A 22,427-nucleotide genomic window follows, 5' to 3' on the forward strand; every position below is an offset into this window, starting at 1 on the left:
CACGGTATAAAAGGGGTGAAACCACAATGAAATGCATACGATGCATCCTTGTCGTCATGCTGTTTTCGACAATGCTTACGGGGTGTTGGGGAGCCAGGGAAATTGAACATATGATTTACGTCAATACCATGGGGATCGATTATGAGGATGATCAGGTCGTTATTTATGTCCAGATGGTTAATTTTAGCGGTATTGCAAAGAGGGAATCAGGACAGGCACAGGAGCAGAAAACATTCATCGGTAAGGCCAAAGGGGATTCATTCGATACGGCTATATTCAACCTGTACGCATCAAGCCCGCAGAGGGTTGTCTGGAGCAGTGTGAAAACCATCGTATTTAGCGACAAGGCTCTCAAAAATAATATTATCCAACAGGTAATGGATGTATGGGATCGTTATTATGAATTCCGATATACGGTTTGGGCAATGGCTACGCATGAACCAATGGAAGAAGTGCTCAGTACTCCTTCGATCTTCGACTTATCGGTACTTTATTCGCAACTTAACAGCCCGTTGAGAGCGTATGAACAAAGTTCAATCATTGCACCGTTGTACCTCTACAAATTTATATGGAAATGGAAAGAAAAAGGGCAAACAGTTCTGTTACCATCGCTGAATATTGTGCATGGTTGGACCGATAATAACAAGCCTTCTCCCAACCTCAGCATGGAAGGCGCTTGTTTTTTGGACAATCAGAAATTTAGAGGCTGCCTGCAAACCCCGGATTTATTAGGACTTCGATGGCTGGAAAAAAAGACGAAGAGAACCCCTCTAGTTATCCGAGATAACAAGACCGCAAAGGCTATACTGGTTATGAATAAAATCAAATCCTCCATCCATCCAAAGCTGAGCCATGGCCAACCCGTCTTCGATATTAAAGTGTCTATGCAGGCCTCCATTACTCAGTTAAGTACCAGTTTTCATAAGAGAAAGCTGGAACAGCAGGCGATAAAAGAAATTAAGAATCAAATCATGACAACCTACCGGAAGGGTATAGAAATGAATGCGGATGTTTTTGGACTTTCAGGCATTTTTTATCGCAGCATGCCAAAACAATGGAACAAGTTGTTGACTACTAAGGGAAAATTCCCACTTGATCCCGAAAGTATCGAAAAGATCGATGTTAAGGTGAATCTGGTCAGTGGTGGGATATCGAAGATGAGGTGACGAGCTGCTGGCATGATAGAAACCGTATGATGCCCGATTCATGTGAATAAATACAAATAGACTTGATCACAATAACCCGTGTCTTCCATAACAATTCTATAGGAGTGATAACGATGCGTGAAGGTTTGATTCCCGTGGTTCTTGGAACTTTGGTAACTGCTTCTGCTGCGTCACTACTTGGGGGCAAGTATAAACTTGCTGCTACGGGTGTCCTAGGGTTTGGATTAGCTCACATGGTTTTGGGTGCTATAGACTTAGTCGAACATCGGTAGATGGTTGGAAGACAGGGAAGGGGACATTTCCCTTCCCCTCCTCACTCGAAGCTTATCTTTAATAGGGAAGGGTAGATGAACCATGGGGTATAATGAACTTTTTTTACCGGGACAAATTGTCTACGTCATCATTCGCAACCCACATTCTCAGAGTGTCGCGAACGTACAGCAAGCCGCCGTCGTCCATCATCCGGAGAATCTAAATCAGATGGCGCTTTTCTTGTATGAAACGTATTACCCTCTAACCGAAGAGTTCGCGGTATATGCATCCAGGGATGAAGCCGAAGCGGCTTATCAAGATGCTTTTGGTCTTGCTGAAATTGAGGACTTTTATGGTTAAACCGTTCATCCCTCAACTCGTATATGTTGAACCCGGTGCACTGGAATATCCACTCGGTCAAGAGTTAGTACATAAATTCGAGCAGATGGGCATTGAAATCCGGCAGACCACTTCACACAATCAGATTCGTAATTTGCCGGGAGACAATGATTTTCAGCGATATCGTATAGCGAAATCCACATTCGTATTAGGTGTCCGTAAAACGCTTAAGTTCGATACCTCCAAGCCATCTGCGGAATATGCCATTCCACTCGTAACAGGGTGCATGGGGCATTGTCATTATTGCTATTTGCAGACGACAATGGGAAGCAAACCTTATATTCGGACCTATGTCAATCTTGAGGATATCTTCGATGCGGCAGATAAATATATGCAAGAACGGGCACCAGAATTTACTCGGTTTGAAGCATCATGTACTTCTGATATAGTCGGTGTTGATCATTTAACCCATACACTCAAGAAAACAATCGAGCATTTTGGCAAATCTGAGTTCGGTAAGCTGCGATTCGTGACGAAATTCGCTCATGTGGACCATTTACTCGACGCCAAGCATCAAGGTCGAACTCGATTTCGGTTTAGTGTTAATGCGGATTTTATAATTAAGAATTTTGAGCCAGGAACGTCTAGTCTGGGGGAAAGAATCGAAGCAGCGGTTAAGGTCGCAAATGCAGGATATCCGCTAGGCTTCATTATCGCTCCGATCTACCTCCACGAGGGCTGGCAAGAAGGTTATACAGAAATGTTCCAGAATCTCGCAGGATTGCTTGCCGATTCCGCGAGGAAGGATCTAACTTTCGAAATGATCCAGCATCGATTTACCAAACCGGCTAAACGCGTGATCCAACAGAATTATCCAATGACCAAATTGGAACTCGAAGAATCCAAGCGAAAATGGAAGTGGGGACGTTATGGGATTGGCAAATATGTCTATACCGATAGCGAGCAAGTGGAGATAAAACATACGCTCGGAAGTCTAATAAACACGTATTTCCCAGAAGCAACGATTGAATACTTCACATAACATACCTTCAATAAAAGACCCCTTAGATTTCATCGGATGAGCCAAAAGGTAATCCAATATTCTAAGGGGTATTAATGTTAATGTACCATCGATTGTTCTAACTGATGAAGTACTTCCTGGGCTTGATCCACCCATCTCGACTTCACACTAGCATCCGGATCCACGGGCGCTTGAAATTGATTGAACAGCCCACCGGTGAGTGAGATATGTGCCTCTTCATCCAATCCCTCATTGTATAGGTGATTTAATACAAAAGGCTTTCCTAACTTCACAATGGCGTCGCAGCCGTCACATTCTCCATCCAAATGCCCACTTATTACATAAAACGGAATCCGCAGCCACACCTTACGTTCCGCGTCCAAATGCTTGTCGAATATCCCCTGCTTGTACTCCCAATTGCCGCCTAAACAAAAATTCATTTTACAAAAGGATTCGCTTAAGTCGCAATAGGTACCTTGTACATTTTCAAGTCTTGATTCCAATGTAAACATGTGCAGGATTCCCCCGTGTTTTTATTACTAGCTTGAACCAGATAACAACAATTTATTCCAGTTCGCATTGGGAAGCTGCTATGAATCATAGTCAAGTCGATAGCTACCGTACGGTATCATAATGTGAACTTACGAGCTTCCTTCTCTCACGATTGGGATATGAAATTGAAATATCGTCCCCTTATCTTTCTCACTCTCTACTGTAATTTCTCCACCGTGTGCTCGTACGTATTCCGCAGCGATGGCAAGTCCTAACCCGGTTCCTCCACGGTCCCGGTCTCTTGCTTGATCTGTTCGGTAGAATCGTTGGAATAAGAATGGTATGTGCTCAGGCTCGATGCCTACCCCATTATCTTTAACGGTTATTAGCATATGCTTGTTCTCAATCTTTGCCTCTACCCGAATTTCACCGCCTGGAGGCGTATACTGAATGCTATTCATGAGGATATTTAAGCATACTTGCGTCAACCGGTGCTTATCCAGCATCACTTCAATTGGTTGAAGCGGCTCGCTATAATGGACAGTGACCCCCCGTTCCTCTGCTTCAAAGGTGACCTTGTCTACAATGCGTGCAAGTAGATGATGGATATTCACACGTTCCTGATGAAGCTTTAATTGCCCCGCTTCCGCTTGTGACAATTCCCGAAGATCATTTACAAGCCGTTGTAGTCGAATGAGCTCATCTTGAAGTGGAAGCAGTTCTTCAGGTGCTATAGACTGGTTCCGCTGTTGTAAATATTCCATCTTCCCAGATACAATCGCGAGGGGGCTACGCAGTTCGTGTGCGACATCCGCAGTCATGTTCTTCCTGACTTGTTCGGCTTGTTCTAAATCATCAGACATACGATTTATTGCATTACCGATCTTCCCATACTCATCCGCTGAATTCACAGGAACCTTCATATGAAAATTACCTTTTGCTAGCGCATCAATTACGGGAATTATACGTCGAATAGGCGATGTCAGATGTCTAGCCAAATAATACGAGAGAAAAATACTCAATATGCCGAACACGACCAGGGCCAAGCTGAGAAACAGGATGAGTGAATCTCTAAAGGCATATTGGAACAGACCCACGAAATAGATAACATCGTTCGCATAGTACAAGGTCCAGACTTTGCGGTCTTCCGTTACCAGCTCTCTCTTGATGCCGAATTTCTCAATTAACGGCGCTTCCATCTCCCCCCACGATGTTACAAGATCGTGATGTTCGTCCTTGATGAGGATACTGCTGTCTTGACCAAAATTCTTAGCAATATCATCCGTATCGAGCCCTTGCCATCCGGAGATCAAGGAATACATTGCGTCTAAATCTCGGCTAACTTCAATCAATCGATCTTCTTGCTTCACTTCAGCCATATGTCGAATCAGTTGGTTTACCACGACATAAGTGCCGCTTAAGAACAGCCCCCCCATCAGAAGAATGAGCGCGGAATAACTAACAAATATTTTCTGTCTTACACGCATATCGGCTTCTCTTCTTTCAGAGCAAATCGGTACCCAAAACCATATACCGTATGAATATAAATGGGGTGACCCGGATCATCTTCAATCTTTTTTCTTAGACGGCTGATATGAGCATCTACGGTACGCTCATCATTCAGTACATCATCAGGCAAAGCCCATTGGAGCAGCTGCAATCGGCTATATACGACGCCAGGCTTGTCAGCCAGTGTCGTGAGCAACTTGAACTCCGTAGGCGTTAATAACACTTCTTGATCACGTTTCCAGACACGGTACTCAGCATGTGAAATCGTCAGTTCTCCTCGACGAATTGGCTGCGCTTGTTCCGTGCCGTGCTTCATATCGATTCTACGTAGGACTGAACGGATTCGGGCGGCGAGTTCCCGTAAGGAGAAAGGCTTCGTGATGTAATCATCCGCCCCCACCTCGAGCCCTACCAAAGTATCCGACTCTTCGGTCCTTGCCGTTAACATAATAATACCAATATCACTAGATTTACGAAGTGCCGTACATACCTCGATTCCACTCATTTGCGGCATCATCCAATCTAATACGACAAGACTCGGATGACGATCTTGAACGATACGCAAGGCGTCCTGCCCATTACGAGCCGTCCATACGATATATCCCTCTTCCTCTAGAAAAGGCTTCACGAAATCCAATACCTTTTGTTCATCATCCACAATTAATAGATTATGCGCCATACGCCCCCTCCTCCTCCAACATTATGCCACAGCCATCAGCCTTTTATAGGATTTAGCGCAAATTTCATAGAACCCGTGCATCATCGTCATAAGTTTACAACATTTGATCGTTATGATGAATGCATAGGTAGCATCTTACAACGCATAGGAGGCATTGAATTTTGAACAAATGGAACCCTACCACGATGAAATGGCTCAAAATTGTCCATCTGATTCTAGTCGCATTATTTTTTGGGGGGATTATGAGCTCCGTTGCATTAAACTTCGGAATGAGCCTACATGAATACGAGGAGACGCTAGATTCCTATCAGGCTATGGTTCTTATTAGCGATCAAATTGTAAGGATTGGGGCCGTCGGTACGTTGCTTGTAGGATTCGTATATGGGATATTTACGAGTTGGGGGTTCTTCAAGCATCGCTGGATTACGGTGAAATGGGTTTTATTCCTCATCCAGACACTCATTGGCATCTTTATTGTTGATAAGCTCATGGTAGCGAACATGGAGATGATAGAAACACTACATGCTCAAGCATTGACCAATCCCGCATTTATTCAGAACCATGAGATTAGACAATATGCGGTCATTGTTCAGATCGGAATTACCCTCTTTATTATCGCCATATCCGTTATCAAGCCCTGGAAAAAGAAGAAGTCTTCCTAATGGAAGACTCCTGTCGTTCTATTAATGATCTCGACTTACGAAATAATTCAATAAATGCTTCAGAAAAGCGATATCGCGAGGCATTTCTTTTAGTGCTTCCACGGCTAGGCAATAGTGTTCCCACATTTCTTTTTTCGCGTTATCCTGACCTAGGATCGAGACAAATGTCGAAGTGTTGTTCTCTGCATCTTGGCCCGTCGGTTTGCCGAGTAGGAACAGATCTCCTTCCAAATCCAACAGATCATCTTTGATCTGAAAAGCAATACCCGCATGATAAGCGAATTTCTTAAGCGCCGCAATTTCGGATTCATTCGCCTCGGCGAGTATCGCCGGCATCACAAGAGAAGCTTCGAAGGCAATGCCGGTTTTGTAGAAACAAATCATGTTCAACTGTTCAAGGGTTAGCACTTTTCCTTTCGACTGAAGATCCATCGCCTGCCCCATACACATTTCTTCTGTTTTCTGAGCAGAGTAATGGATCAAGTCTAAAACCGTTTTGGCATTGAATTGCCCCAATGAGGATTGTTCATTGATGGCCCGAAGGATCAAGAACAGGCCGGTTAATTCCGCTGTGGCAACGTTATGCACCTGATGCAGGGTCGGACGTCCTCTTCGCGTCGAAGCATTATCCTGCGACGGCAGATCATCGAAGATCAAGGAAGCGGTGTGCATATATTCCAATGATCTGAGTAACGGCACAATTGCTGATGCTTCTAGCCCGTATTCGTTCACACCCATCATCCAAGTCAAGATGGGGCGGATCCGCTTCCCATCCCCTTCAAGACTATAGTTCGCTGCATCAATAAGCGGCTCTTGCATTGGAGAAATATCATTTGGCTTGGTAATAGACAATATGTCATTAATCTGTTGACGGATCGTTTCGATTGCCTGATGAAAGTCGTCTTTTTCCTGACGATCATTTTTGAGCGTCGTTACCATCTGGTCCCGAAGCAGCTTGTCGAAGAAATCTACGTTATCCGCTTTACGAACCATATGCTGGACGAGACGATTGAATTCAGGATGACCGGAAGCAAAGATATCCATTATTTCGTTGTACTTCTCCGTTCCTACACGCACTTTACAGCGTTTGAGCCCATTGATTGCCCGATCTAAGATGACTTCACGCGTCTTGGGATCCGAGTGATGCACGTGATGGATCAAATGAGAGATAACAGACCAATACATTTCAAAAGGGTTAATGAGATCGGGACGTTGATCACGATATTTCAAATAATAGGTATAAGGTGTAACCGCCCCATCTTTCATATCGTCGAACATATCTGCAAAATCGTCAGCCAACTGATTATAAATGCCGTTATAGAAGGTTCGATCATCAAAGCCTTCATCGACAGGCGCACTAATGATGGAACGAACGATCAATCGCGAAGAAGATGATTTGAGAATGACAGGAATATAGAGTTCTTCGTTCGTATAGGTCGAATCCGATAATACCTTTGCACGGTCGATTTCCTGCGAATGAAAGAATACATAAGATTGCTCGAAGAATATTCGCTGTGTGTCCGGACGTTGATAGTCTCGAATATATTCGAACGCTTCCCGGAGCTCCGCGTGGATATATTGAATCAATTCCTGATTACTGCCAGACCACTCGCTAAGCTTCGGTACGGTCCCCGTGAGCAACGAGGTGCGGATCATCCGCGAATACTGTTCCTTCTCCGTTGGAGTTAAGACCGTAGAATCGAGTAGATCATCAATGAAAGGATAGGTTAGACCGTAAGAATAACCTAGTCGAATGGCTTCACCCAGCCTCTTGGCACGTTCCGCAGCGGATAGCGTATCGTCCATGTCTTCCACGACATGCAGCACTACTCCGATAATGATCTTGATTAATTTGCGCTGAGCATGCTCAGCACTGATTTCCTCAGGTACATGAATAGAGACCATGCGAAGTTTATTAATCAACCAGATGATATCGGTTTCGATCCCTTTCTTCTGTCCCCACCGATACAACCCAGCGAGACTCATCGTTTCTAGTCCTGCTTCCTTGTTCTTATTCGATGAAGTAGAATGAATTAAATGATTCTTAATGTCGGTAACAACGTGCTGAATACGAGTCTGTGTCGCGGGTGAATTCAAAGACTTGCCCATATCCCGCATATACATGTATGAAACACTTCGATCCAAATAATCTTCTAGTTTCCCTGTTGCGTTCAGCCATTGAATATATCTGTTATAATCCCGTGTATCCGGCTTTTTCTTTCCCTTGGAAAAAAAAGATAGCCAAGCAGGATGAATATGATTCTTCTTCCACAAGTGAAAATCTTCTGTGAGGGTAGGCACATAAGTCTTTTCCTTAACCTGCAGTTTCAGTGATGCAAAATATTGAGCTGCCTTCTCCTCAGCTTGCCGATACCCTAGATCGGCATGATCTTTAAATGCCACATTCATATGATGGATTCCCTCATCTTTTATTTAAAGTATATTATGTTAATGCTAATTCGTTGGTGTTGTTCACTTAATACGAGGAAGTCTCATTTTGGTTACAGAATCGATTTAACACTACTAACGAATAACGACAATTCCCATCATATCACCAACGCATTTTAAGACAATAGGCGTAACCATCATGATATGTTAAATAAAAAAACAAACCGCCATCGGCGTCCCGTAAAGGAAGCATGGCGGTTTGAGAAAAAGAAAACCTAGGTCGTATGTTTACGTATTAGTTCTTCGTGTACCAATCACCAACGACTAGCTGCGCAATGGCTGCCAGCGTTCGAATCGTAATCTCACCTTCATCTAACACATCTGCGATAGCAATGCTGTTCCAATTCGGATCCGTCGATTTCACGCCGAAATATTTCGCAACAATTGAGAGATCATTGATCGTAATCTTCGTCGCGCCAGGAACCAAAGTGATGAGTTTGGATTGGAATGTTACGGCTGCTCCGTTTAATACCGATACCGCCGTATCCACTTGGGCCTGTGATGCAGAAATATTGTTCAACACATTTGTTGCTGCTGTGATTGCTGCTTGTAGCGCTACCTTAGCGTCTGCCGGATACTTACCGACTTTATTGCCTGTGATAGCTTTGTTCAATAGATTTTGCGCATTCGCAATGGCTGCTGTTAATGATGCTTTATCCACTGGTGTCGATGGATTTACTACATTTCTGAACGTGTTTACTGCTGTATTCAGGGCTGCAAGTGCTGCATTGATCTGTTCCTGCGTCGAAGATGTATTATCTCGAACCGTACTTGCTGCTGTAATTGCATCCTTCAGGGCTGCTTTGGCTGATGCTGGATATTGGCCTGGAGCCGATCCGACGACAGTGTTGTCATGGAGTTGCTGTGCATCATGTATCGCTGTAATCAAAGCAGCTCTGTCAGCTGACTTCACTTCGACATGCCAAGAAGCTTGGGTTGTTTCCAGCACACTGGCTATACCGTCCCTTGATACATCAAAGCTTGATATTGAAAGTGCTGTCGTACCTGTCGGTGCATTCGATTTGACTGTGCCATGTAATGTGACGAGCGGGCCTGAACCTTTTATGACATGATCCGCTCCCGTACTTCCTACGATGACAAGAATTTGGCCTTGATCCGGTTTGACACCCGTAGCCAGCACTCCTGAATTATCCAAGTCTGAACTTAATGCTATGTCAGCTAACGCTAAGGTGCCATCTGCATTCGATTTTGTCGCAAACTCCCATACGTTCGGATCATATTGAACGACAATGCTCCCTACCGTAAAGCCATCCGTGACGTTCTTCATGCCAACTGTCAAGTTCGCAGCACTGCCTGCATACGACGAAGCCGGTCCTGTCAACGTGGCCGCATTACTCGTGCCATGCGCTGCTGGCGTAACGGTAATCGAAACGTTAATTGTCGCTTCCCCGCCTTTCCCGTCCGTTACGTAGAAAGACGCTGTATAATCCCCAGACGTTTGCGGTGTCCAGGAGAATTGGCGGCTAATCGCATCAAAAGTGGCATTCCCTGGGAGTGTAGGTGCTGTATAGGTTAGATTATCGCCATCCGCATCAGTTGCCTCGACTTGGAAGGTTAACGGTTGACCTTCTACCACACTTTGGGCCTCAATCGCCTTAAATACCGGCGGTTGATTGGCTTGGGAAGCAAGCTGAACATCCCCGCTCTTTAATAATTTCAATTGATAAGTGCCTATAAAAATTGATGAAATCCCTGATATGTCCACCTTCGTACCAGCTGGGAATGACTGCTTGAACGTGTCAGCAATGATATTCGTTCTGCTGTCTACCCTGACACGGCTTGTTACCCCATCTCTCACCAAATCGAATTCTAGAGAATTCGTCACCGTTGCATAATTTTGTATCGTGACATCTTTAAGCGTAATGAGTGTACCTTGATTGTCGTCATTTAATGTTGTCTGGACGACAGGAACAGCAGCCGGGATATTCGCATTCGCATCCAGCTTCTCTACCTTCGCATCGTTTATTAGCTCGATTTCTGTATTAAATACGGTCTTCTGTGCTGTGATTTTTACTTTGTCCCCCGCATGAAAACCTGTTGGTTGACTCGGATAAATATAAATTCCGGCCGTCCCATCCTGCATGTAGAACCCCGAACCACCGAAGATTCCTGGCTCGGATGTGACAATGCCCTGAACCGTCACATACGTGTTGTCGCTGACTTTTCTAGCTTCACCGATGGTTGTCAGATCCGGGATCGGTACTTCGGGCGTTCCTTTACCGGTACCATAAGAACCCGGTTTGTATGTAGCAGGATCGTACCACTTGTATCCGGCTGCTGGATTCCCCCAAGGTTCAGTGCCCGCAATTTCTACCGAAGTCGCTGGATTCTCCAACCCGCTTGCTAGTAATGGCGTCGTGGAATCAAGCGTGATGCCTTTATTTTCGAAGGTTGTATAATCTTCTTGAACTGCTAACCACTTGACCGTCTGTACGAGGAAGACATTATTCTGTCCTTCGCTCTTGAATCCATCATACGTCGTCTTCTTCGAACCGTTATCTTCACGAACATATCTCGGCGTAACATCTTCAACGGGAGAAGAATCCCCGATGAAAGCTGCTTTACCCTTCTGTAACTTGGCAATAGCTGCGAATGGACCTTCGTCTACCCCGCCGCCTTTATACACGCCGCCGTTCGGGAAATTCGCTGGATCGCTTTTCTCAACGGCGTTGTTCCATCCTGAAGTCGTCTTCGGAATATAGACAAGCCCTTTGACACGTGTCGGATCAAGCACCACCATCGTCGAACCCGCATGCATTTCGACATCATTCACGCCAGCCGTAATGCCGAAGGATTGGTCGTATTTCACCGTATCGGTCTTCGTAAAATCTCCTAACGCATTATAGCGGAATCGAACACCGAAATTCTGCCCCAGCCAATCGGTGCTGGTTACGCCTTGCATCGCTCCGGAGGCAACTTCCGCAGCAGCCATCCCTTTCGAAGGATTATTATAAGCACCACGACGGTATCCGTTCATCACTTCCGATGAATCCCAACGGTTCAGGTTACGATCGGCATTATAGTGATCCGAAATAAAGAAGATACTACCGCCTTCCTTCACATACTGTAGCATCGCCTCTTGCTCGGATGATTTGAAAGGAATATTCGCCTCCCCAATGACAAATACGTTGTACGCTTTCAACTTGCTTAGTGTAATTGTAGGAGTATCATACGCTTGAGAGCTATAGGGGATCGTTCTTTCTAACGCATCAACTTGGAAACCTGCGGCCTTCAGCCCGTCTGCGAAATCCGAGAATGCTCCATCAATGACCCAATCCGATGCTCCGGCAGTCTGGGCGTGGGACTGATCGAACAGAACTTTTTTGCCAGTGCCGTCAGGAAGGGTTGTGGGAATGCCAATGTTCTCGCTTCCTGGGTCTGTCGGATTTGGATTTTCGCCTCCGCCAGGCGTCCCATCCAAGACGAAGCCCGTTGGATTTTTCACGCCGTTCATGCCGCTGTATGCTGTTAGTGTGCCAGTGACCTGAACTTTTTTGCCGACATGTGTCGGGTTGCTCTTCAGACCGTATTGGCTCCGGTAACTAGCCGTAATCTGAACATCGATGAGCTTCGTTTTGTCTGTCTCACTTGCTGTATCCGCAATCAAAAAGTTGAGATCATCTTGAAAATTAGAAAAAATGGGCTTTGAATTATACACTTCACCTACGATAAAACCTTCCACCGTGGCCGTCTCGCCGCTGTTGTTCTTCGCAATAGCTTGTGCAACGGTGATCGCCGATGCAGCTGAAGCTGTCCCTGGCAGAAAGTAAAACACATTGCCGATTAACAACGAGAGTGCTAAAAATACAGCGCCAAGCCTTCTCATGTTCATTCTGTTCCTCATCGTCCCTTGTCCCTTCCTTCATCCCAATTTAGAGTGGTTACAACGTCATAACTGTAGCATGTCTCGGTGAATTTTAGTGTTAATGTTATGTTAAATATTGCCATTATAAGACACAAAAGCAGAGGTCTTTGACGATAAAAAAGCAACCTCTGCTTGGCAATTCGTTGATTATATGACGCATGGGACGTGTTTATGATTATAGGGAAATACCCTCGTTTATGCTCTTTTACCTTTCATTTTTTTCTTTGTTCTACGACCTGTGATGTCAGATATATAGATCTGATATAGGCGTTTTTTCAATAGATAAAATTGACCAATGGAGGGTACTAAAAATGATGAAAAAGACAATGGCAATGATCATGACCATCCTCATCACTGCGAGTCTAGCTGCTTGCGGGTCCAAAGAAGCGAGCTCTTCCTACGTACCGAAAGAGCTTAATGTACAATTCGTTCCATCTCAGAATGCAGATACCCTTGAAGCTAAAACCAAACCTCTAGAGAAACTGCTAGGAGACAGACTTGGCATTCCTGTCCACGTCACGGTATCCCCTGATTACAACACCATTGTCGAAGCCATGGCATCCAAACAAGTGGATGTCGGATTCCTGCCGCCGAATGCGTATGTACTCGCCCACGATAATAAAAAAGCCGCAGATCTTCTGCTCCAAGCCCAACGGTTTGGTGTGGATGATGCAACAGGCCAACCAACAACCGAGAAGGTAGACTTCTACAAAGCGATGATCGTTGTACCCAAAGACTCACCGATTAAAACCCTGGAAGACTTGAAAGGCAAGAAAATCGGCTGGCAAAATGTCACTTCTTCCGCAGGCTATGTCTATCCAGCTGCTGAATTGAAAAAGGCCGGCATCGATCCAGATAAAGACGTGACAGGCATCACCATCAAAGGTCATGATGCGGCCTTAATGGCGTTATTGAACGGTCAAGTCGATGCCGTCGCGAACTTCCAAGACGCTCGGAATACCGTGATCAAAGATGTTCCGGATATTTTCGAGAAAACGCGTGTCCTTCATTACACGGCTAAGATTCCTAATGATACCGTCAGTGTACGCAATGATATGGACCAAAGTTGGAGAGATAAGATCAGCCAAGCATTTATCGATATCACGAATGATACAGATGGAGCAAAGATTATCAAGGAGATCTATACACATGTTGGCTATGTCAAAGGTGACGACAAGAACTTTGATTCGGTTCGCGAGTATGCGAAGGCTGTAGGTCAAGAAATCAAGTAACGAGAGAGAGTTGGACTTGTATGATTCAATTCCATAATGTATCGAAAACCTATCCGAATGGATCCATTGGACTTCGCCATATTAATCTAACCATTGAAGAAGGTGAGCTTGTCGTCATCGTCGGTTCATCCGGAGCAGGGAAATCCACCTTGCTTCGGTCGATTAACCGATTACATGACATTACAGAAGGCGACATCCAAGTAGGAGGCAAATCTATTACGCATGCCAAGGATAAGGAGCTGCGCCGGATTCGACGCGATATCGGCATGATCTTCCAGAGCTTCAACCTAATTAAGCGCGCAACCGTGCTAAATAATGTTCTATCTGGCAGGGTTGGATATCATTCGACATTCCGAACGATGCTCGGGATGTTCCCGCGAGAAGATATCGAACTCTCTCTACATGCGCTGGAACGGGTTAATATCCGAGAGAAGGCATATATCCGCGCCGATCAACTGTCCGGCGGTCAGCAGCAACGGGTGTCGATTGCGAGGGCTTTAGCGCAGGAAGCCAAGATTATTCTAGCGGATGAGCCAGTTGCTTCCCTGGATCCTTTGACGACCCGTCAGGTCATGGATGATCTGAAGCGGATCAATCAAGAGATGAGAATAACGACGATAATTAATTTGCATTTCATTGATTTAGCCCGTGAATACGCAACGCGAATTATTGGTCTACGCGCGGGAGAAGTCGTATTCGACGGGTCGCCGGAACAGGCAACCGACGAAGCCTTTGCAGATATATACGGTCGATCGATTCGACACGACGAAATGCTGGGAGGCGAAGTATGAAGCCCGCTGCGCCTGGATCAGGACGGAAATCCACTCCTGATATTCAGCTGATCAGAGGACGGTACAAGCGAATAGCTACATGGTTGTTGATCATCGTCGTGTTTATTCTTTGCTCGATTCATATTCATGCCACGCCCTACAAGTTAATGACCGGGTTGCCTCAAATGGGCAGCCTTCTACAGGAAATGATTCCTCCCGATTGGAGTTACATACCTACCATATGGCAACCGATAATGGAGACCATTCAGATCGCGATTGTAGGGACAACGTTAGGCGGTATTCTTGCCATTCCCGTAGCTCTCTTATGTGCCTATAACATGATGCCGAACAAGTGGGTTTCGATACCGATGCGTGTCATTTTGAACTTAGTACGTACGATACCCGATCTGCTCTTTGCATCGATATTTGTCGCGATGTTCGGCATTGGACCTTTCGCTGGTATGCTCGCACTTCTCTTTTTCTCGTTCGGGATTATTGCGAAGCTGACGTTCGAATCCATTGAAGCGATTGATCCTGGCCCGCTGGAAGCGATGACTGCCGTTGGCGCGAACCGATTGCAAGTAATTATGTTCGGCGTGGTACCTCAAGCGTTTCCTTATTTCGTCTCTTATTTCCTCTATACGTTCGAGGTGAATATCCGTGCGGCATCCGTACTTGGATTAGTTGGTGCTGGAGGAATCGGCATATTACTCGATCGTTCCCTGGGACTCTTCCGTTACGATCGTGCATCCATGATCATCCTGATTACACTCGTCATTGTGCTTGCCATTGATTACGGCAGTACGAGAATTCGGAGGAGTCTACTATGAGAGATACAAGAGCTTATAAACCGATGAGCCGTCGAATTCGCTTTTGGCTTATTATCATTGTTATTCTTGCTATCTACTACTGGGCGTTTCAAGGCATGCACTTTGAAGGCGTTCAATCCACAACGAAAACAGTGATGCTCTCCATTATCAATGGATTCCTGCATCCGGATTGGTCGTATGTGTATATTCCAGATGGCGAAGATCTGCTTCGTGGATTATTAGACACGTTAATCATTTCGATCCTTGGCACTTTTGTATCTGCGATATTATGCATCCCTTTTGCCTTCTGGGCATCCACGAATATGAGCAGACGCCTCGCGGTATCTGGAAGCGGTAAAATCCTGCTCAGCGTAATCCGCGTATTTCCGGAAATAATCGTCGCCATCTTGTTCATCAAAGCCGTAGGACCCGGAGCATTCGCAGGCGTGCTCGCACTAGGTATTCACTCCATAGGCATGCTCGCGAAATTGTATTCCGAGACGATCGAGAGCATTGATCGCGGACCTCAAGAGGCCTTACTTGCTTGTGGAGCCAATCGCCTGCAAGTGCTGAGATATGCTGTCATCCCACAAGTCATACCCCAATTCCTGTCTTACTCACTTTACCGTTTCGAGATCAACATCCGTTCAGCGACTACGCTTGGGCTCGTTGGTGCTGGAGGGATCGGAACGCCACTCATCTTTGCGCTGCAAGTACGGAATTGGAATCGAGTCGGTATTATTCTCCTTGGGGTCGTAATACTTATCACGCTGACTGACATCATCTCCGGCAAATTACGTAAAAGAATTATTTGATTTGGAATTAAAAAATTCGAATGAATAACCCCATCATTTCATTTATTTATTTAAGTACATTAAATATATTTATTAATGTTATTAAGTATTTTCAAATTCCTTGTTCTCTCTTATATACCAACAACGTTACTAAGAGGCTCTACAATGAAAAAGTGGGTGCAGTCCGAGGACTATACCCACTTTTTTGCAAACAATTTAAGGACGACGAAATGATCATTGCTTCCTACTCCGCTCTGAGATGTACGAGCCAACCAGCGTTAAGAAAGTTCCCACATAGGTGGCCCAGGTGAGTGTCTCATGCAGAATGAGCGCAGAAGCTGCAACAGTAATTACAGGTACAACATATATGTATATACTTGTCTTGACGGCTCCGAGGATACCTACCGCAAGGTTCCATGTGACGAAACATAAGGCTGAAGCACCCAAACCCAAGAATAGAAGATTCCCTACATTCGTGAGATCATAGAATCGGTCCAGACCAAGTCGGAAATCAAATAGGAACAGTGCGGGCACCATAAAGATTAGTCCATAGAAAAACACTTTACGGGTGCTTCCGACGGTATGATAACCGAGACCGCTAATTTTGCGCATCAATACGGAATAGATCGCCCAGACGATAGGTGCAAGAAAAGCAAGGATGTCGCCAACGGGATTCAGCTGCAGCAGGACACTGCCGTTAAATCCGATGGCTATGATTCCTGCGAGCGCGATAACAAACCCAATCATAAAGCGAACGTTCAACTTCTCTCCTTCTAAGAAGAAGTGTGCGAATAACGCGGTGAAGAACGGGGCAATCGTTACGATAACGCCTACGTTGGAAGCTAGCGTGTAGATTAGCGCGGTGTTCTCCAATAAAAAGTATAAGGTCACTCCGCAAAGCCCTGCCCCCATAAACAGGAGCTCCTCTTGAAAGAAATGGGTTCGAATCTTCCGTGAATAAATAAGGAACAAGACTAGATATCCTAAAAGAAACCGAAAGAATAATATCTCCATCGGAGTGAAATCGACTAATAAGATTTTCGTCGAGATAAAGGTCGTTCCCCAGATGATAATGGTCATGAAGGCTAATAAATGCCCGGCTGTGATGTTACGTTTATCCCCCATAAAGTGTAAACCGCCTTGATCCCTGTTCACTAACAAATACCCGCATATATTGCTTAGGTGTTAACCCGATCAGCTTTTTGAAAAATTTCGTAAAATGACTCTGATCACTAAAGCCACATAGAAAAGCCACTTCACTTGGTGACGCGCCTGATTCTAGAAGCCTCTTGGCGTTGATGATCCGCGTCGTCTCCAGATAGCTGTACGGTGAGATCCCTTTCTCTCTCGTGAAAGAACGAACCAGATGATATTTACTTAACCCCGTTAATTGACTGAAATGGTCCAACTTGATATTCCTCATGTAGTTCGCATCGATGTAATCTGACATTGCGATGATTTCAGCGCTCAGTTCCCGATCAGGACCCAGGGTCTCTACATCTGAATAATCGATTAGTAATTGCTCGATAAGCAGCATCATGAGCTCTTCTTTTTTGAAATCAGGCTGTTCGTCACATATCATACGATGTAAATCGCGAAGCGAATCTGCGAGCTCACTATGATAAAGAACCACCTTGGTGAAGCGCGGGAAACGGGCCATCCCTGTAATCTCCATGACGTATTGACGCATCACTTCGGGCTGTATATTCAACGAACGATAATCCAGAGATCTCCCGTCGATCTGTGCGCAAGCATGTGGGTCATGAGGGTTGAAGATCACGACATCGCCGCTATTTACAATAAACTCCTCATTGTTGCATATGACATGCCTTTTCCCTTGCTCGATAAAGCCAATAACATAGTAGTCATGAAAGTGATTGGGGAAATTCTGCATAATGCCTTCAAAACGGTACGCTTCCACCCGCAGGTCTGCATCGAAGCGGATCTCGCGCAACTCGTGAGACAAAATCTCTACACCTTCTCTCCGTCAATGTGTTCTCATTATAGATCAAAGATGTTCATTTTTCTTGTATGATGTTGCTCTTCGAAAGTCAACTTAGGAACCATAGGGTGCATCGAACTCAATGATATGATGATCGACATCTAGAATGTAAATCTGTGAAAATCCCGCAACGCTCTCTGGTCTGGCTTCATAGGGTATCCCCGATTGCTCCAACCAGTCTATCGTATCTCGATAGCTCTTCACCCACACTGCAAAGTGACTATCTTGTGTATGAATCGGACCTTTCCGAAGCGCCTCGCCTTCCGGATTTTCGATGAGATGAAGCTGCTGATCGCCGATGGCATACCATGCCCCATTGGATTGAAACGGTGGACGCGTCAATTCTTGCAACTGAAGAATCTCTTTATAAAACTGTTTGGCTTTCGTTAAATCGCGTACTGCGAGACTCACATGATGGATGTTCAAATATTCAATCATTTCCTTCTCTCCTTAGACTTCATTTTACACAGCGTCTTCCCGATCTTACCATCCATTCGTAACCATTCACAATGGATTTTGGCGACAAATTCCCCCTCGCAATGGAATGATTTCACAGGTGTTGGAGCACATTAACACCATCTTGCAATGTTAGGAGTTCACTATGAAAGCTGGCACAAAATCCGTTACTTTTTTTCAAGCCTGCATGATCATGATCTTATCGACCGGATTACTTAACCATGTTCATATTATCCCGCTTCTACTCCAAAGTACGGGAAACGATGGCTGGATCAGTATTTTACTTGTCATGTGCATCGCTTTCCTATGGATTCCTGCCTTGCTCTATGTTATGAACCGTAAAGGGACACGCCCCATCTATTCGTGGTTGAAAGAACAATCTGGCTCTTTCATAGCCTGGATCATCGTTGGGATTCTGCTTGTGTATTTATTCTCCGTTGCCTTCGTGTCCTTAAAAGATACGGCCAATTGGACGAACACATCCTACCTAACGAAAACTCCTGTCTTCATGCTCGCAACGATTTTGACCATCCTATGCTCATTAGCGGCACTTGCCGGGATTCGTTCTATTGCCATCTGTGCAGGCGCTTTGCTGCCAGTTGTCCTTATACTTGGTTATTTTGTCATGGGAGTGAACTTTCAATATAAAGATTACAGCTTGATCACGCCTATACTCGAGAATGGCTTCTACCCGATCCTAAGAGGTATGCTATACCCTGGAGCAGGCATGGTGGAACTGTTCATGTTCCTCTTACTACAGCATCATCTCTCGACGAAGGCTAGCTATCGAGGCTTAGCAATTCTTGCGATATGTCTTGCTGGATTAACGATCGGTCCTTATCTAGGTTCCATCGCGAACTTTGGTCGTGAAATTGCCATGGAGCTACGGTTTCCTGTCTTTGAACAATGGCGTCTAGTTACGATCGGCAAGTATATCAATCATTTGGATTTTATATCCATTTATCAATGGTTATCTGGAGCGTTTATTCGTATTTCCCTGGCGATATTTTTCATTTACGATCTTACGCCCATCCGGAGCAAGCTCCCTAAATTCATTTTTTGCATATCCGTATCTATCGCTCTGATCCTTGCTGTACAGTTCAGTATGAGTGATATGGTGTTTATGAATTGGTTGTATTCGTACTACTATCCAATCACGACGATAGGCATTATTATCTTATCTTTCATCCTTTGTCTGCTGACCCGGTTACATCATGCTAACAGGAGGATTAAACCCCATGACCCATCAACCCAGTAATCCGATAGAACAATCTGATACCTTAAATCCTACACCTGGTATGCCGTTAACCTATGCGAATCTGAGAGAACGCTTATCCAATTGCGCAGATATCGAATACCATTCCCTCGTATTCGGTACAGATTTATCTGTGATGGAGATCAATCTTGTATGGTGTGATGGTGTGACCGACCACAAGCAGATCAATCAATTCATTATTCCAAAAATTCATCAAATGCTGCTTAACCATCATTGGACAGAGGAATTAGAACATAACCCACTCCTAGCCATTGAGAAGATTGATGCTTCCAAAGGTGTTCATGAGGCAATAACTAAGGTATTCAGCGGGTATTTGCTCATATGCGTACCTCTTCAGAATGTATTCTACACACTGGATATTTCAGATGCCCCCAATCGCACACCTGAAGAATCAAGCACTGAAATTTCGATCAAAGGACCGAAAGATGGGTTTACAGAGAACATAACGACCAATCTTGGGTTAATTCGCAAACGTCTTAAGACCGAATCGCTAAAAATAGAAACCCGTATCATCGGAAGACGATCACAGACGAATATCGCCTTGTTATATTTGGAGGATGTTGCCAATAAAAAAATGATCGAAACCGTGAAACAGCGCTTATCCAAGATTGACCTGGATTCGGTTGTTAGCAGTAACCAGCTTGGCGAAGCTCTGGGAGATTCGAAATATTCCTTGTTCCCGTTGTTGGATTATATCGGAAGGCCAGATTATGTCGTACAGGCATTGGTTCGAGGCCGATTTTCCATTATTGTGGATACCGTCCCCATGGCATTGATCGGTCCAGCTGATCTCTTATTTGAGCTGAAATCACCTGAAGATGTCCATTTTCCCTATTTCTTCGTAACATTTCAACGTCTATTACGCGTAATTGGGCTAATCATATCCATTTTCATACCTGGATTCTGGTTAGCATTATGTGCATTTAACGTCGAGCAGCTTCCGCTTCCGCTGCTGGCCACAGTGACAACTGCACGAATGGGACTCCCCTTCACTGCAGCTATGGAATTGATACTTATGCTAGGATTATTCGAGATCTTTCGTGAAGCTGGGGCCCGCTTGCCTAAAGCCGTTGGACAAACCGTTGCCGTTGTAGGTGGATTAATTGTAGGGGATGCGGCGATTCGTGCAGGATTGGGTTCCCCAACCATGTTAGTTGTTGCAGCAGTCAATGCGGTTGCCACATTCACACTCGTGAATCAATCCTTAAGTGGAACCGTTAGTATCCTTAAATTTGGAGTGCTGCTCATGTCGAATTATTTTGGTATGTTTGGATTTTTTATTTCCATGTTAGGGATATTGCTGTATTTGTCCACATTAGAATCCTTTGGAATATCCTATTTGTCCCCCATTTCACCGCCTTCTTTCCGTGATATGTTTAAGTCCATTGTGGCTTTTCCTCGTTCTCAAAATGGAAAACGTCCCCATTATATTCACCCAATGGATGAGACGAGGCAAGGAGATGAGACATGACTTATTCGCGACGAATCATGAGTTTGTTCACGATAGGTATATTTTTGTTGCTAACAATAACCTTAACCGGATGCTGGGATAAGAAGAACATTCAAGATTTGAACTATGTCACGGCAATGGGGGTTGATTATGAGAATAACAAGTTTGTCGTCTATTCACAATCCTTGGACTTTACCAACGTTGCGAAGCAAGAAGGCGCAAAATCCAAAGAACACATTCCGGTCTGGACAGGACGAGGTGAAGGTGACACGCTCGACGCGGCGGTGAATGATATTTTCACAGCGTCACAGCTGCCTATCATTTGGGAGCATATCAGTGCGGTCGTCTTTCATGAACGTGCGATGAAGCAGAATCTCCGTAGAATGACCGATTCGATGCTGCGGTATCATGAGATTCGATTCTCTCCTTGGGTATATGGGACTCGGAGCTCCATAAAAGAGCTGTTCGCTGCACCAACCACGTTCAACTTGTCACCCATAAATTCCATCCTTCATCAACCAAAGGAGGTCTATTTGCAGCAGTCCTACATTCAACCCATGTCACTGAGAGAAATGTTCATCAACTGGTTGCGTCCAGGCTCTACGCTGCTCCTTCCTAGTATTTCGCTCAATAAAGATCACTGGTTTGAAGATTTGAAACCAAAGGAAGCTTATGCAATTGATGGACTCTTTGCGATGGATAAGGATCAGTTTCAAGGTTGGTGGGCTAAAAAAGACATTACGGGATTACGGTGGGCTTCAAAAAATGTTGTACATACCGCACTCCAAATCGAACCCCATAAGAAGACTGTAGCGATGCTAGCACTCAATGTGCCTGAGAGTAAAATTACTGTAAAGCTAGAAGGCCCTCAGCAAATCCCAAAGGTCACAATTCAGTTACTCATTGACGGTTCGATTGAAGAGGCACTTACAGATATGCAACCGCACAAAATGGAAAAGCTTGCAGAGCAAGATATCCGCAATGAAATACTAAAAACATTTCGCGATGGGGTTCAGAAGGGCGTCGATTTATTCTCCATTCGCGAAGAAATTTACCGTCAGCATGTGAATTATTGGAATCGTCATCAGAAAGGGCAGACGATTCGACTTCGTCCGGATATGATCGATCGTGTTGATGTCAGAGTGAAGCTTAAAAACGCCGGCATGATAAAGCTGAGAAGATAA

At 44.9% G+C, this 22,427-nt stretch carries 20 protein-coding genes; 12 read left to right on the forward strand and 8 right to left on the reverse strand.

Features of this window, described 5'->3' with window-relative positions:
• The first annotated feature begins 26 nt into the window (after positions 1–26).
• The 4 genes from ACFQZR_RS14815 to splB all read left to right on the forward strand — a co-directional run bounded on the left by ACFQZR_RS14815 (position 27) and on the right by splB (position 2,799).
• On the forward strand, positions 27–1,166 hold the full coding sequence (locus tag ACFQZR_RS14815) for a Ger(x)C family spore germination protein (RefSeq protein WP_379347106.1): 1,140 nt from the start codon (positions 27–29) through the stop codon (positions 1,164–1,166).
• Positions 1,167–1,279: 113 nt separating this feature from the next.
• A complete protein-coding gene (locus ACFQZR_RS14820; RefSeq protein WP_018758315.1) occupies positions 1,280–1,438 on the forward strand; it encodes a hypothetical protein in 159 nt (52 codons plus the stop codon).
• 82 nt (positions 1,439–1,520) lie between these two features.
• On the forward strand, positions 1,521–1,778 hold the full coding sequence (locus tag ACFQZR_RS14825; RefSeq protein WP_018758314.1) for a transcriptional regulator SplA domain-containing protein: 258 nt from the start codon (positions 1,521–1,523) through the stop codon (positions 1,776–1,778).
• The gene (gene splB / locus ACFQZR_RS14830; protein WP_379347109.1) at positions 1,771–2,799 is read left to right on the forward strand and encodes a spore photoproduct lyase; all 1,029 of its coding nucleotides are present in this window, start codon (positions 1,771–1,773) and stop codon (positions 2,797–2,799) included. The genes ACFQZR_RS14825 and splB overlap by 8 nt, the downstream gene beginning before the upstream one ends.
• Before the next feature lie 77 nt (positions 2,800–2,876).
• Here splB and ACFQZR_RS14835 read toward each other — a convergent pair whose 3' ends face one another.
• The 3 genes from ACFQZR_RS14835 to ACFQZR_RS14845 all read right to left on the reverse strand — a co-directional run bounded on the left by ACFQZR_RS14835 (position 2,877) and on the right by ACFQZR_RS14845 (position 5,458).
• Entirely contained in the window at positions 2,877–3,290 is a 414-nt protein-coding gene (locus tag ACFQZR_RS14835) for a YugN family protein (protein WP_379347111.1), read from the reverse strand.
• A 129-nt stretch (positions 3,291–3,419) separates the two neighbouring features.
• A complete protein-coding gene (locus ACFQZR_RS14840) occupies positions 3,420–4,757 on the reverse strand; it encodes a sensor histidine kinase (RefSeq protein WP_379347113.1) in 1,338 nt (445 codons plus the stop codon).
• Entirely contained in the window at positions 4,748–5,458 is a 711-nt protein-coding gene (locus ACFQZR_RS14845; RefSeq protein WP_379347115.1) for a response regulator, read from the reverse strand. Before ACFQZR_RS14845 ends, ACFQZR_RS14840 begins: the two co-directional genes overlap by 10 nt.
• A gap of 161 nt (positions 5,459–5,619) precedes the next feature.
• Here ACFQZR_RS14845 and ACFQZR_RS14850 point away from each other — a divergent pair, with 161 nt between their 5' ends.
• On the forward strand, positions 5,620–6,120 hold the full coding sequence (locus ACFQZR_RS14850) for a DUF2269 family protein (RefSeq protein WP_379347117.1): 501 nt from the start codon (positions 5,620–5,622) through the stop codon (positions 6,118–6,120).
• Between the two features lie 21 nt (positions 6,121–6,141).
• Here the strand turns inward: ACFQZR_RS14850 and ACFQZR_RS14855 are convergent, their stop codons facing one another.
• Both ACFQZR_RS14855 and ACFQZR_RS14860 read right to left on the reverse strand, forming a co-directional pair.
• On the reverse strand, positions 6,142–8,529 hold the full coding sequence (locus tag ACFQZR_RS14855) for a polyprenyl synthetase family protein (protein WP_379347119.1): 2,388 nt from the start codon (positions 8,527–8,529) through the stop codon (positions 6,142–6,144).
• A 274-nt stretch (positions 8,530–8,803) separates the two neighbouring features.
• A complete protein-coding gene (locus ACFQZR_RS14860; RefSeq protein WP_379347121.1) occupies positions 8,804–12,421 on the reverse strand; it encodes a DUF6359 domain-containing protein in 3,618 nt (1,205 codons plus the stop codon).
• A gap of 344 nt (positions 12,422–12,765) precedes the next feature.
• On the opposite strand from ACFQZR_RS14860, the gene ACFQZR_RS14865 reads away from it, so the two are divergent.
• From ACFQZR_RS14865 to phnE (ACFQZR_RS14880), 4 genes are read left to right on the forward strand one after another with little or no spacing between them, the layout of a single operon-like run.
• A complete protein-coding gene (locus ACFQZR_RS14865; RefSeq protein WP_379347123.1) occupies positions 12,766–13,686 on the forward strand; it encodes a phosphate/phosphite/phosphonate ABC transporter substrate-binding protein in 921 nt (306 codons plus the stop codon).
• Positions 13,687–13,706: 20 nt separating this feature from the next.
• The gene (phnC, locus tag ACFQZR_RS14870; protein ID WP_379347125.1) at positions 13,707–14,477 is read left to right on the forward strand and encodes a phosphonate ABC transporter ATP-binding protein; all 771 of its coding nucleotides are present in this window, start codon (positions 13,707–13,709) and stop codon (positions 14,475–14,477) included.
• On the forward strand, positions 14,474–15,286 hold the full coding sequence (gene phnE / locus ACFQZR_RS14875) for a phosphonate ABC transporter, permease protein PhnE (RefSeq protein ID WP_379347127.1): 813 nt from the start codon (positions 14,474–14,476) through the stop codon (positions 15,284–15,286). The genes phnC and phnE (ACFQZR_RS14875) overlap by 4 nt, the downstream gene beginning before the upstream one ends.
• Positions 15,283–16,080 carry a phosphonate ABC transporter, permease protein PhnE gene (gene phnE, locus ACFQZR_RS14880; RefSeq protein WP_379347129.1) on the forward strand — a complete coding sequence of 266 codons (798 nt, stop codon included), beginning with the start codon at positions 15,283–15,285 and terminating at the stop codon, positions 16,078–16,080. Before phnE (ACFQZR_RS14875) ends, phnE (ACFQZR_RS14880) begins: the two co-directional genes overlap by 4 nt.
• 213 nt (positions 16,081–16,293) lie before the next feature.
• Here the strand turns inward: phnE (ACFQZR_RS14880) and ACFQZR_RS14885 are convergent, their stop codons facing one another.
• From ACFQZR_RS14885 to ACFQZR_RS14895, 3 genes are all read right to left on the reverse strand, one after another.
• Entirely contained in the window at positions 16,294–17,184 is an 891-nt protein-coding gene (locus tag ACFQZR_RS14885) for a DMT family transporter (protein ID WP_379347131.1), read from the reverse strand.
• Positions 17,174–18,025: an AraC family ligand binding domain-containing protein gene (locus ACFQZR_RS14890; RefSeq protein WP_379347133.1), complete on the reverse strand. Its 852-nt coding sequence runs from the start codon at positions 18,023–18,025 to the stop codon at positions 17,174–17,176. The genes ACFQZR_RS14885 and ACFQZR_RS14890 overlap by 11 nt, the downstream gene beginning before the upstream one ends.
• A gap of 90 nt (positions 18,026–18,115) precedes the next feature.
• The gene (locus tag ACFQZR_RS14895) at positions 18,116–18,499 is read right to left on the reverse strand and encodes a VOC family protein (RefSeq protein ID WP_379347135.1); all 384 of its coding nucleotides are present in this window, start codon (positions 18,497–18,499) and stop codon (positions 18,116–18,118) included.
• Between the two features lie 163 nt (positions 18,500–18,662).
• Here ACFQZR_RS14895 and ACFQZR_RS14900 point away from each other — a divergent pair, with 163 nt between their 5' ends.
• From ACFQZR_RS14900 to ACFQZR_RS14910, 3 genes are read left to right on the forward strand one after another with little or no spacing between them, the layout of a single operon-like run.
• Positions 18,663–19,775 carry a GerAB/ArcD/ProY family transporter gene (locus tag ACFQZR_RS14900; protein ID WP_379347137.1) on the forward strand — a complete coding sequence of 371 codons (1,113 nt, stop codon included), beginning with the start codon at positions 18,663–18,665 and terminating at the stop codon, positions 19,773–19,775.
• Complete coding sequence (locus ACFQZR_RS14905) at positions 19,756–21,264, forward strand: spore germination protein (RefSeq protein WP_379347139.1); 1,509 nt, start codon at positions 19,756–19,758, stop codon at positions 21,262–21,264. The genes ACFQZR_RS14900 and ACFQZR_RS14905 overlap by 20 nt, the downstream gene beginning before the upstream one ends.
• Entirely contained in the window at positions 21,261–22,427 is a 1,167-nt protein-coding gene (locus tag ACFQZR_RS14910) for a Ger(x)C family spore germination protein (RefSeq protein ID WP_379347141.1), read from the forward strand. Before ACFQZR_RS14905 ends, ACFQZR_RS14910 begins: the two co-directional genes overlap by 4 nt.

The sequence above is a fragment of the Paenibacillus sp. GCM10027629 genome, assembly GCF_042676425.1.
In the GTDB taxonomy this organism is placed as follows: Bacteria; Bacillota; Bacilli; order Paenibacillales; family Paenibacillaceae; genus Paenibacillus_K; species Paenibacillus_K terrigena.

Bases quoted from the DNA above. Each gene is read 5' to 3' on its own strand.
- ACFQZR_RS14815 (WP_379347106.1), top strand. From the start codon at position 27: ATGAAATGCATACGATGCATCCTTGTCGTCATGCTGTTTTCGACAATG.
- ACFQZR_RS14820 (WP_018758315.1), top strand. From the start codon at position 1,280: ATGCGTGAAGGTTTGATTCCCGTGGTTCTTGGAACTTTGGTAACTGCT.
- ACFQZR_RS14825 (WP_018758314.1), top strand. From the start codon at position 1,521: ATGGGGTATAATGAACTTTTTTTACCGGGACAAATTGTCTACGTCATC.
- splB (WP_379347109.1), top strand. From the start codon at position 1,771: ATGGTTAAACCGTTCATCCCTCAACTCGTATATGTTGAACCCGGTGCA.
- ACFQZR_RS14835 (WP_379347111.1), bottom strand. From the start codon at position 3,290: ATGTTTACATTGGAATCAAGACTTGAAAATGTACAAGGTACCTATTGC.
- ACFQZR_RS14840 (WP_379347113.1), bottom strand. From the start codon at position 4,757: ATGCGTGTAAGACAGAAAATATTTGTTAGTTATTCCGCGCTCATTCTT.
- ACFQZR_RS14845 (WP_379347115.1), bottom strand. From the start codon at position 5,458: ATGGCGCATAATCTATTAATTGTGGATGATGAACAAAAGGTATTGGAT.
- ACFQZR_RS14855 (WP_379347119.1), bottom strand. From the start codon at position 8,529: ATGAATGTGGCATTTAAAGATCATGCCGATCTAGGGTATCGGCAAGCT.
- ACFQZR_RS14860 (WP_379347121.1), bottom strand. From the start codon at position 12,421: ATGAACATGAGAAGGCTTGGCGCTGTATTTTTAGCACTCTCGTTGTTA.
- ACFQZR_RS14865 (WP_379347123.1), top strand. From the start codon at position 12,766: ATGATGAAAAAGACAATGGCAATGATCATGACCATCCTCATCACTGCG.
- phnC (WP_379347125.1), top strand. From the start codon at position 13,707: ATGATTCAATTCCATAATGTATCGAAAACCTATCCGAATGGATCCATT.
- phnE (WP_379347127.1), top strand. From the start codon at position 14,474: ATGAAGCCCGCTGCGCCTGGATCAGGACGGAAATCCACTCCTGATATT.
- phnE (WP_379347129.1), top strand. From the start codon at position 15,283: ATGAGAGATACAAGAGCTTATAAACCGATGAGCCGTCGAATTCGCTTT.
- ACFQZR_RS14885 (WP_379347131.1), bottom strand. From the start codon at position 17,184: ATGGGGGATAAACGTAACATCACAGCCGGGCATTTATTAGCCTTCATG.
- ACFQZR_RS14895 (WP_379347135.1), bottom strand. From the start codon at position 18,499: ATGATTGAATATTTGAACATCCATCATGTGAGTCTCGCAGTACGCGAT.
- ACFQZR_RS14900 (WP_379347137.1), top strand. From the start codon at position 18,663: ATGAAAGCTGGCACAAAATCCGTTACTTTTTTTCAAGCCTGCATGATC.
- ACFQZR_RS14905 (WP_379347139.1), top strand. From the start codon at position 19,756: ATGACCCATCAACCCAGTAATCCGATAGAACAATCTGATACCTTAAAT.
- ACFQZR_RS14910 (WP_379347141.1), top strand. From the start codon at position 21,261: ATGACTTATTCGCGACGAATCATGAGTTTGTTCACGATAGGTATATTT.